General features: G+C 70.3%; 1 protein-coding gene. It reads left to right on the forward strand.

From position 1 onward, the window contains the following. A partial coding sequence (locus Q5762_RS37445; protein ID WP_315896775.1) for a transglycosylase domain-containing protein occupies positions 1 to 364 on the forward strand: 364 nt, incomplete at both ends.

The raw sequence follows: 364 nt of genomic DNA on the forward strand, positions 1-364 counted from the left end.
GCTCGCCTTTGCGCGCGACCGCGCAGAGGACCGGCTGAACGCATGGGTCGCCGCGACCGATCTGCCGCCGCTTGCCGTGGCGACGGGGGTCGAGGTTCTGGCCCGCGACGACAGCCTGTTGCGCGCCTTTCAGGTGGCCGATGGGCGCTGGCGGCTGGCCCCCGGCGCGGTTGATCCCGGTTTTGTGGACATGCTGCTGATGTGGGAAGATGGGCGGTTTTACCACCATTCTGGTGTCGATGGCCGGGCGGTGGCGCGCGCCGGCTGGCAGGCTTTGCGTCACGGGCGCGTGGTTTCGGGCGCGTCCACGCTGTCGATGCAGGTGGCGCGGCTGCTTGAAGAAGGGCCGACCGGCAAACCGCGC

It is taken from the genome of Streptomyces sp. P9(2023) (assembly GCF_032436795.1).
GTDB lineage: Bacteria > Actinomycetota > Actinomycetes > Streptomycetales > Streptomycetaceae > Streptomyces.